A 10,504-nucleotide genomic window follows, 5' to 3' on the forward strand; every position below is an offset into this window, starting at 1 on the left:
CTTAATAGCAGTGGGATATCATCGACGCGTTCGTTACTGATCAACTGGGCCATTGCTTGGCTGGGATACGATTTTGGGCATTATTACGCTATTCGCTATTCTCCTATATTTTCTAGCGAACCGTGAGTTGAATTTTTAGTTCAAAACTGTTTGGGCTAATTTGACTACAACAGTGAACAAAGCAGTTGCGATCTCTCTTCTGTAGATATGATTGACAAAAACACAACATTAACCATGCCGTGAAAGAAGAATCTGTTTTGGATAGCACAACTATTCTCAACAGATTCCTCTACATTTACTAATCTGACTCAATTGACGACTGCCCTCAGTCAACGCTGTCGCTACACTGGAGTAAGGTCAAAGGCACCTCCTGCATGAGCAAGAGTCTTATCGAAGATGGTATTTTCTGCACCAAATATGAGGCTTGAGTCCAGACCTCCCCTGACAGAAGAATTCTTGCCTTGTGAACTGATCAAGTCATTCATGTTAACGTTAGACAATTCAACCAGAATAGTATTGTCATCAATAGTGTTGAGATCGCCTGTTCCACCATATAAAATTTGAGTGTTAGTGCGTCCCTGAATATCCACCATTTCTCTCAAAATCAAACTACTGCCAGGATCTTGACCAAGGAGAAGATCAGTTGCTTTATGAACCTGCTCCAATCTACCGATGGTTGGATGATCAATACCGATAAAGTCATTAGCGATTTCAAATCCGTCTATTCGCAATATGTCTCCTGATGCTCTATGCGGCTCTGTCCCACCACGAAGTAACCAATAGCGGTCTTCTGATCCCTGAATACCCTCAACAAATCCTTCTTCAAGCTGTTTTATTGTCGGAGAACTTAAATCATGGTCGTAGGTTGTCACCGCATTAGCAGTGGTTTCGCCAATGAACGTTCCTTTGGGCTTTTCATTCAGTATGGCTCTGGTTACCTCCTGATAGGCTAGCTTTTGGTCAGTTGGCGAAGTATATAACCGAGTTGAATCCATACCGCCTTCACCCTTAAAGAGATCTGGGCGATAAGACTGTAGAATAGCATTCACCGGCAGCTTGGCAATATCGTACGCATCAGTCAAGTCACCGTCCCCATTCAAATCAATACTGACATCACCTGACACTAAGACAGGTATTTGTAGTGTGGGGTTGTATTCTAAGATGCCGCTTGTTTGAGCTGTCACTAACGTCACTGAATTTGGAGGAGCCGTTAAACTGTAAGACCCTCCATTTGCCCCTGACTCTGAATTTCTCTTAACCGTTGTCACACTGCGGTTAAATTGGAAATTGACTTCGACTGCTGCGGTGAGTTTAGTTTCTTCGGTGGCGAGCAAGAGATCAGTACCAAGATCTTGTTCAACAGACACAGACACCTTACCACCAATAAAACCTCCAACTGTGGTCCGAGTTTCTGATGCAAACTGTTTAGTATCCTCCCATGTGATTGTTGAGGTTGGTTGAGCTGTTCCACGATTTCTTAGTAGCATAGAGCTGGTTCTAAAATCTGGTTGGAAATCGTTTCCTTCTTTATCTTCTGACTTGCCTGGTTCGATAACTTTTATCTCACTATCTACAATCTGTAATTTGAGATTACCTGTGTCGACTTTTGTTAGACCAGGATTTGCTTCTACTGATTCAGCATAGCTTTCGGTCCAAGCTTCTAGGCTAGAGCGGATATAGGAAAACATATGGTCTTTGTCATCAATGGGTTTTAGCTCAAGCTGATTGCTAGCGTTTGTTATATCTTGTGAGCCAATGGCGACGCCTTCTACAAAAGCAGCCTGTTTTTGTTCGACCAAGACGTTCGTTCCGGTCTCGGTAAATTCAAAAGCAATATTAGAGACATCGGCTCCGTTGACATCAATTTTGTCGCTGCCTCGTTCAAAGTCTTTGATGATTTGCACACCCTGCTCATCTAACACAAAGGTATCATTGCCATCATCTCCCCATAGTGTATTGCGACCAGCCCCACCGATGAGGGTATCGTCACCAGCTCCACCTTTCAAAATGTCGTCACTACCGGTCAAGCCTGCTTCACCATCGCTCAAGGCAACGTTGACGCCAAAGTGGCTAAAGGCAACAACATCGGCTAAGCCGTCGCCATTGACATCGGCAATTTGACGAGGGTAGCGCCCAAAGCTTGACCAAGTTGACGCCCCATCCTGAACACCAAAATGGTTGCTTGCTGCGACTGGGCTACCAAATTTACCATCTTCTTGGCCAAAGGCCACTGACGTACCAACGTGGCCAAAAGCAACAATGTCAGCCCGACCATCGCCATTGACATCAGCTAACTGACGAGGGTAGCGATCAAAGCTCGACCAAGTTGACGAGCCATCCTGAACACCAAAATGGGGACTGGCTCCTATGGGTGAGCTAAAGGTACCATCTTGTTGCCCCAAGACAACCATCGTGCCATAGTGGCCAAAGGCAACAATATCCGCCCGACCATCGCCGTTGACATCGGCTAGCTGACGGGGATATCGGTTGAAACTGGGCCATTCAGATGAACCGTCCTGGACGCCGAAGTGAGAACTGGCGGCTATACCGTTACTAAAGGTACCATCTTGCTGTCCGAGAGCGACCTCTACACCAAAGTGGCCAAAAGCAACAATATCCGCCCGACCATCACCATTAACATCGGCTAACTGGCGAGGGTAGCGATCAAAACTGGGCCATTCAGATGAACCGTCCTGGACACCATAGTGGGGGCTGGCGGCTATACCTTCACTAAAAGTACCGTCTTGTTGTCCGAGAGCTACTCCTACCCCGTGGTGGCCAAAGGCAACAATATCCGCCCGACCATCACCATTGACATCGGCTAGCTGACGGGGATATCGGTTGAAACTGGGCCATTCTGATGAACCGTCCTGGACACCATAGTGGGAGCTGGCGGCTATACCTTCACTAAAAGTACCGTCTTGTTGTCCGAGAGCTACTCCTACGCCGTGGTGGCCAAAGGCAACAATATCCGCCCGACCATCACCATTAACATCGGCTAACTGGCGAGGATATCGATCAAAACTGGGCCATTCGGATAAACCGTCCTGGACACCATAGTGGGGACTGGCAGTTTTCCCGATAGGTTCAAAGAGTTCTGCAAACTCTGAATCACCAATCAGAGTATCGTTGCCATTACCCCCAAGTAATACGTCAGCACCCGCATTGCCTACCAGCTTGTCATTTCCGGTATTACCCCGCATCAAGTCTTTGCTAGCGCTACCCCGCATCGTGTCATCACCAGCACCGCCGTCCATAAAGTTGTCATAGCTGTTGAATCGATTCCCATTGGCTGTAGCAATCTGGGTCACACCGCCCCAGGTTTGATAGGCAATTATATTGTCTGTATGGCTGCTAGTGAAATCACCATGGCGAGCGTGGGTGAAGATTTCTCCATCCACCTTAGCAGTCCATTTTTGGCCTCCGCTCATGTAGTTGATGATATTAGATGAACGGGCCTTGTTCCAGTCTCCGTTGGGAGCTTCCCGAAAGCCATTGCCCTCTTTTCGGGCTAACCACCACGATCCATCCCAAGCAGTATATTCAATAAAGTCTTCTCCTACGGATGCTCTTATAAATGCATTATTGGCAAACCGGGCGGTCTGGATGCTTCCACCCCAGTCTGTATAGTGCATAATTGTATCTGGATGTGAGACTGAAAAATCACCATTACGTGCATGAATAATTTCATCGCCTTCTATTTTGGCAGCCCAGTTTACGCCATTGAGTTTATAGCGGATAAGATTAACCTTATATTCTGTTGAGAAGTCTCCATTAGGAGCATGAACGAAAACGTCTCCCTCTCGCTTAAAGGACCACTTTGAACCATCCCAAGAGATATACTTAAACACATTTTCCTGAGAGAAGGTATCTGCAGTTAGGATGTCATGGCCATTGCCGCCTTGAGTGATCTGAGTCATTGATTTTCTCCCTTTGATGAAAGTGGTTGGTTAGGATATAGTTGTCGCCACAAAGATTTATGCGCGACAATTCACCACTTGGCCCAATGCCGTGAGCAAAGTGGCCAAAGCTATAAGTGATGTCTTACAAGATTCGTAGCCTGATCCAGTAACGTCAAAAAATCGTCATCTGAAGGTGTGTAGGATCGGCTTAAGAGGTTTATGCACCGACTAAGTCGGTAAGCAAAAAAATAATGAGGATCTTCGTGCTTCTACCCCTGGCAGGCTAACGGCTGTCCTATAGCAACCTGCTGTGGGTCTTCTGCTACCAAAACAATCTGACCCAGTTCGTTTTTAATCCAGCCCTGTATTTCAACAATTGATAATGACGTGCCCACCTTCACCAATGCTGAACTACTCAAAGTTAAGGAAGTTTGAGCGGTGTGAGTATGGCCATACAGTCAGCATCCTGGCACCTTACAGGGTAAAGTTTATTGGGTAGAGCAAAAGAACCTTGCCGTAATAATACGGTTAAAATAAGGCTGCTTAGTACTGTGTGATGATCAGTTTTATCCTTAGCGTCAGAACAGAAAAAACACGACCTGCGGAAAACAGATCGTGCGGCTTGTCATAGATTGTATGAACTTTGTACAGACAGCTATAAACCGTCATTAATGTTAGTCACTCCGCCTCACAGCAGGGCTGAATACGGGCAGCGGCAGCGGCCTCTAGCCCTACTTGTTCTAGCAGCATTGTCCACAGCGTCTGACTGTCTTCTGCTGTCTCTGTCTGTTGCAACGCGCCTAGCACCGTCAGGGCATCGTGCCAGACGCCTGCGTTGGCATAGTCCTGGGCCAGGGTCAGGGAAGGGACTGTCTCCGCCAGCAGCGGTTCGACGCCATCCGCCGCGACGCGCTCAATTGTGCCGCTGACGAATACGGACGAAGCGGGCTGCTCCCGGTCGCAGTAAAGCGCCAGGGTCCAGTAGTGGGGTTCGCCGATGGGTAGGGTGACGGTAGATGGGAGCGCGATCGCAATATTTCCCGCCTCCACATCCACGGCTACCGTTCCTAGATACAGCGTTTCGTCCGCCCCATTATTCAGCACCAGCTCCATCGGCTGCTCAGTCGTTATTGCAGCAGGTAGGTGAAACCACAGGGTGGGCTGGGCCGCCGTCGTCTGCCCCCACACCGTGCCATCGGTTACGGGTACCAGTGCAGCCAGGTCGCCGTAGTCTGGGCAGTTTCCTCGGCTGGCCCCGCCGTCTCGACGTCCGGTCGGGGCACCGATACCACCGGGCGGTGGTGGCGCATTGTAAACCACACCATCTGGGTTGGCAACAGCCGGTAATGGACCGAGCAGCACCAGCCCGATAGTACCAGCAAGAACCCTAGAGATATTGAGTTGAGACTGCATAGAACCTAGCGTGCCGGACCGACACGGTGATGAATGTCAACAAAAGTCAGACAGGAATACGGCGTTAAGTCTTGGAGAGGGGGAGCGAGGGAGATGAGGAGCGAGGGAAAGGGGGAGAACGCCGCCGGGCCGCTATTCCTAAACCGCCTCCCACCCATGTCAGCGCTGCTGGAACCAGCGGTACCCAGATGCCCCCTGTCAGTAGCAGTAGACTACTGCCTAGCAGTAGTACCAGACTAGCCCCTGCTAACATCAGCCTCCATCGTAGCTGCCTGGTCAGCATGGCTCGCCAGCCGACCATGGCCCAGAAGCCAAGCCATAGAACATCGCCGATGAACGGCCATACCCTTAGTACAGGCCGTTCGCCGAGGGCCGCGCTGATCAGCTGACTGGTCATCTGGGCCTGCACAAACACGCCCGCCGTCTTATCACTGCTGCTAGCGCCATAAGGTGTGGCCCAGTCGTCAGTGATGCTGTTGGCCGTAACGCCAATCAGGACAATGCGATCGCGAATCGCGGCTGGGTTCACCTGTCCCTTTAGCACCTGGGTCAAAGAAACCTGATCGGCAATATGGCCGGGTGTCGGGAGTGCTCGATAGTTCAGCAGGGTTTGGTAGCCGCCTGCATCAATCGGCTGATAGCCGCTACTACGGGACCGCAGTCGAGGAAAGGTCGCCTCGCCGAGTACCAGGTTTCCAGCCTGGTTAAAGGTGGCGGTCATACCTTCATCTTGCAAGTACACAAACGCTAGCCGGGCGCTAAAGGCGTAGGGCGTTGTACAGCTGGAGGCCGGGTCCGCCTCCAGTGCCACCAGCTGTCGTCGCACCACCCCATCCGGGTCGTCAATAAAGTCGCTAAAGCCGACAAATACTTCATCTAGCTCGGGGGGCGGGGCCACACCAACCGGATCGACATCGCGATCGCGACTTTTACACACTCCTACCAGATTCTTGCCCTGCCGCAAACGGGCCATCAGTGCAGGATAGTCCGGGCCGACAGAATAGTCACGGTAGATGTCGAGTCCTATTACTCTGGCCTGGTGCTGGTCTAAAGTATCTAGCAGCTTTGCCAATGCTCCATCAGACAGAGAACCGCGCCGCTCAGCAGGCTGGGATTGAATATCCGTCTCACTAATGGTGATTACCAGCAGGCGTGGATCCGGCCGCTCAGCTGGCCGGATCCCCATCAGCCAGTCCAACGCTGCTAGCTCAGCCGATTGCAACCCTCCCAACAGTCGCAGCGCCATCACCGTCGCTGTGGCCAGACATGGCACCCAGAGCGACGCTAGCCGCGAGAGATGAGGCGTCGAGGTCGGAGTTACGGTGGGTAGAATAGATGGGGCATTTGGCCCCTCGCGCAACTCCTGCCAGCTGGTGGTTTGTTCTGCCGGATTCTGTACGATGACCGGTAGCCAAGTGGCGCAGGGACATAGCGACTCCAACGGCTGCAGCTGCTCACGGGCAGCCCGGACGGCCAGATAAAGGGGTTGTCCCGCCGCAAACGCCGTTAGAAAGTGTCTGAGAAAGACTTGGGCCACCACATCGGGCACTGGCTCGCGCATCACAATTACCTGGGGAATGTTTAGGTCCGCCAGGTCCCAGGCCAACCCCAGCCCGTCACAGGAGTTGAAGATCGCTAGCTGCAAGCCCTGGGCAATCGCCGTTCTCAGAGCGTACTTTAGCTGCATTAAGGTAATCGTATCGGTGGAGTTGAGCTGTAGCACCCCCTGATTTTCACTGGAGCTATGCCCTGCAAAAAAGAAAATATCCCAGGTGCCATGCCACAGATGCTGGTGCAGCTCGTCCAGGCTAGGTTCGGCCAACAGGGTCACCGCCGCCCCGGGCAGCCCTACCAAAATCTGCTGATCGGTGCTCACATTGATGCCCTCAGCGTTACCTAGCACGGCCAGCACAGAGACTTGATTGTGATCCTTGACTTGTGGCTTTTTCAACGATCGCTGATAGTTGATTGGGCTCAGGGCCAGCTCCGATTGAGGGTAGTCTTCAAACAGCTGCCAGAGCTGCCAGGGATAGCGCAGCACGTTGGGATTTTCTGCTGTCATCATGATACGAATCTCGTCGTTGCGGGACACGTGAGTACGCAACTGACGCTCCACCGGGCGAAACGTGTCTGATTCTAGCCAGTCATTGAGCCGCTGCCGCAGGTCCTGTCCCAGCTGCTCAAACGCAGCAGTTGAGACATTGGTGATGTCATCGTCGTCCATTTCAATTGGGAAGTCATTGGCTGAGCGCAACGCTGCTGCAGCTGACCTGCGCCAAAAACCGTAGTTACCGTAGAGGGTGACGTAGAGCGATCGCCATTTTTGAAACGTGTCGTTGAGATCTGGAGCGGCAGGTAGACTGCCAGAAAACTGTATTGGGGCTATGCTGCCTGCCTCCCAAAGCTGGAGGGTAACGCTGGCAAACCCCTGCTGCCAGCTTCCTGGTCCCATTGTCAGCAGTACGCGCTGTTTCATAGCTAGTTCCCGCTAGGTCATAAACGGTTCCTGTACCGTTTGCGATCCAGAACGCACCTGAATTGTAAAGCCATAACCTGGAGGCAACCGGAACCGCTTGAGTTGAATGTAGCTGTCCAGGGACTGACGACGTACCTGCTGCACAGAGTCGCCTGACGGAGACAGCAGACTCAGCTCCAGGTCTTCTGGCAGTTCCATCTTAGGCTCAGGCCGCAGCTGCACCTGCATGCTCATCTGCTGGTCAGCTGCGGTCGCCACGGCCATCAGCAGAATCATCGTTATCGCATCTGGCGCCGTGCCTAGCGTCAGCCGCTTACCACGGCGTACCAATGGCTCATTTGAGCGAAAGGCAAGTGCCATCTCAGATTCGGGCAGCAGGGAGGCCAATGTTTGCCAGCCCTGGGTAAACGTTGAGCCGGTCTGGGTAAGACGGCTGAGCCACTGACTCAGGTTGGTAGTTTGCGTGGCAGATGGGATCAGGCGCGATCGCAGCCGCTCATCCGCCAGCAGTGCTCCCCACAGTGCAAACGGCACGGTCAAACGCGGCATCAGACGATTCGTAAGACGCTGAACTAGGGAGTCCACTTGCGCTGCAGGCAGTTCAGGCAGGGCAGCCACGTTGGCCTGGGTCGCTTCTGCTAGCCCCAGGGCACGGGCCGTCAGCAGTACGGCCAAGTCCGTCACTTCTTCACTATCCAAGCAGTAACTGCGGTCATCGGCGTCGTAGCGGGCTGTTTGCTTAAGTTTGGCATGGGTGGTAAAGCCCCACACGCAAAGCTGGTTACTATCCGGGTTGATCCGCACCGCAGCGTAGTAATCCCCCACCCAGTTCGGAATATCAACCCACTCCTGGGGTACCCGCAGCTCGCTCTGGTCAATCGCCGTTGAGGGGATCAAGATCAGCCGCGTCGCATCGTCAATGGGAACAGCACTGCCATTCACTAGGGGCCAAATGGTGGTGTGAGTTCCCACTGCCGCTTCCACCTGAGCCGCCGCGACCCCAAATTCGTCTGCCAGCCAGGGGGCCAGCCCCTGCAAACATAGCTGGTTAAGACGTACCTGCCAGCTTTGGGTAGACGACATCGGTTCAGCATCCAACGGAATATCCAGCAAAATGTGGCTGGTAGAACTTAGTAGGGTCATGTTAGAAATCCTCATGGCCGGTGGCGCTGTAGTGGCGCGTTAGCCATTCTTCAAGCACAGTGTTAATACTGGTCAATAGGTCTGATGTCAGCGAAATATGTAGGGTATCGCGACTCCAAATCGCCACTTTTTTGAGCATCTTTTCTCGTGCCTTGCTTAGCCGTCGTGACACTGTGTACTGTTTAATATCTAACGTCTGGGCAATTTGCTGCTGGGTTTGGTTTTCCCGATAGTATAGGATAAAAATTTTCTGCGCTTCGTCAGGAAGCTGTGAGAGTGCCTCTTGCAGTACCTGGCCAACATCTGCCTGTTGCTGGCGGCGCTTTGCCAGTTCCTCAGCGATCACCATCGCATTCAGTGGGGAATCGTCTTCGGGGCTAGCCAGGATATCTTGCAGTTCCCCCTCATCCTGAGCAGAGCGGGATGCATTCAGTGATGTGGCCTTGGGGTATAGGTAGGTGCGGGCCGCCGCTGCACAGCGACGCAGGGTTTTACAGAGGGTAGACGCGTCGCTGCTGGGTAGGACGGGACTCAGGGTCTGTCGTTGCTGGTTGTACTCACAGGCAATCTTCGACCAAATTCCTGCATCGGCCTGGTCTAGCTGCCGGGTAGAGTGGACCGAGGGATTGTAAACTGCCTTGAAGCACCGCCAGGCCAATGTCTGGGATTGTAGTTCCCGTTCCCCTGCTGCTTGCAGCGATTCTACTAGCCGTTTCTGGCTTAACCGCAGCAACAGTGCCCAGTCACTGCAAATGTCAATTTCTTTTTGTTGCCGCAGGGTTTCACGAATGATGTTCTTGAAGGCGACGTGGGCATAAGTATCGAGTCGCGAACCATGCTCGGGGGAAAAGTATTTTAGGACAGTGTCAAGGCGTGCGATCGCAAGCTGAAAGTAGTCCACGAGCGTATACCGGCTGTTAGAAAACCGCGTGGTCTTCTGGGCCGCCCAGTAACAGGCTTCTTGCACAAACGCGGCCAGGTGACCGTAGGGCAGGCAAGCATTTTTTTCGGCAACGTCATTACCCCAACACCGATACCAATAGACAGCCCAAAACTGATTCAGCTCAGCTGCTTTGTCGGCTTTTTCTGAGGCTTGCCTATTTTGTTCGCCCAGACACGCCGCTGCCATGCTTCGCACTAGCCGTCCGTCCGGTACCCATCGGCTAAAGCGCTCGTCCGCAAGCTCAATAAAGGTCGAAAACTGCTCAGTGACCGAAGCACGTTCCAGCATAGGAGCAAGGTTTAAGAAAAGTACGTCCTATCTTAAACCCATCATAGGGATAAGACGAGAACCTGATAGTCTGCGGGCTGTTGCTGCTATTAGTAATCACCCTAGTCCTTGCTCTAATCTAAGCTTTAGCTAGGGTTTGCTGAAAAAATCAATCAGGATAGAATCCGTGGCCTCAATCTGCCAAACGCAAGTTGTTGCATTTGATTAATGCATTAGCGATGTACTTCCAGGTGTGATGTGTCTCGTGTCACCAGGACTGGATAGCCGAGTGTACCAAGTGTATCCAGAAGCGCATAAGCCAAAAAATAAACCGGCGTAGCCGTTTCTCCAAGTTCATCA

General features: G+C 52.1%; 5 protein-coding genes. All 5 read right to left on the reverse strand.

Annotated features, from left to right (window positions below; translation table 11 throughout):
• Positions 1-341: 341 nt before the first annotated feature.
• Positions 342-3,920: a DUF4751 family protein gene (locus IQ260_RS20615; protein WP_193994976.1), complete on the reverse strand. Its 3,579-nt coding sequence runs from the start codon at positions 3,918-3,920 to the stop codon at positions 342-344.
• 660 nt (positions 3,921-4,580) lie between these two features.
• Positions 4,581-5,315, reverse strand: coding sequence for a DUF928 domain-containing protein (locus IQ260_RS20620; RefSeq protein WP_193994977.1), 735 nt, complete (start codon positions 5,313-5,315; stop codon positions 4,581-4,583).
• Between the two features lie 64 nt (positions 5,316-5,379).
• Entirely contained in the window at positions 5,380-7,791 is a 2,412-nt protein-coding gene (locus tag IQ260_RS20625) for a CHASE2 domain-containing protein (protein WP_193994978.1), read from the reverse strand.
• A 12-nt stretch (positions 7,792-7,803) separates the two neighbouring features.
• Positions 7,804-8,934 carry a DUF1822 family protein gene (locus IQ260_RS20630; protein ID WP_193994979.1) on the reverse strand — a complete coding sequence of 377 codons (1,131 nt, stop codon included), beginning with the start codon at positions 8,932-8,934 and terminating at the stop codon, positions 7,804-7,806.
• Position 8,935: 1 nt separating this feature from the next.
• Positions 8,936-10,165, reverse strand: coding sequence for a sigma-70 family RNA polymerase sigma factor (locus IQ260_RS20635; protein ID WP_193994980.1), 1,230 nt, complete (start codon positions 10,163-10,165; stop codon positions 8,936-8,938).
• Positions 10,166-10,504 lie beyond the last annotated feature (339 nt).

It is taken from the genome of Leptolyngbya cf. ectocarpi LEGE 11479 (assembly GCF_015207065.1).
Lineage (GTDB): Bacteria > Cyanobacteriota > Cyanobacteriia > Phormidesmidales > Phormidesmidaceae > Leptothoe > Leptothoe ectocarpi.

Bases quoted from the DNA above. Each gene is read 5' to 3' on its own strand.
- IQ260_RS20615 (WP_193994976.1), bottom strand. From the start codon at position 3,920: ATGACTCAGATCACTCAAGGCGGCAATGGCCATGACATCCTAACTGCA.
- IQ260_RS20620 (WP_193994977.1), bottom strand. From the start codon at position 5,315: ATGCAGTCTCAACTCAATATCTCTAGGGTTCTTGCTGGTACTATCGGG.
- IQ260_RS20625 (WP_193994978.1), bottom strand. From the start codon at position 7,791: ATGAAACAGCGCGTACTGCTGACAATGGGACCAGGAAGCTGGCAGCAG.
- IQ260_RS20630 (WP_193994979.1), bottom strand. From the start codon at position 8,934: ATGACCCTACTAAGTTCTACCAGCCACATTTTGCTGGATATTCCGTTG.
- IQ260_RS20635 (WP_193994980.1), bottom strand. From the start codon at position 10,165: ATGCTGGAACGTGCTTCGGTCACTGAGCAGTTTTCGACCTTTATTGAG.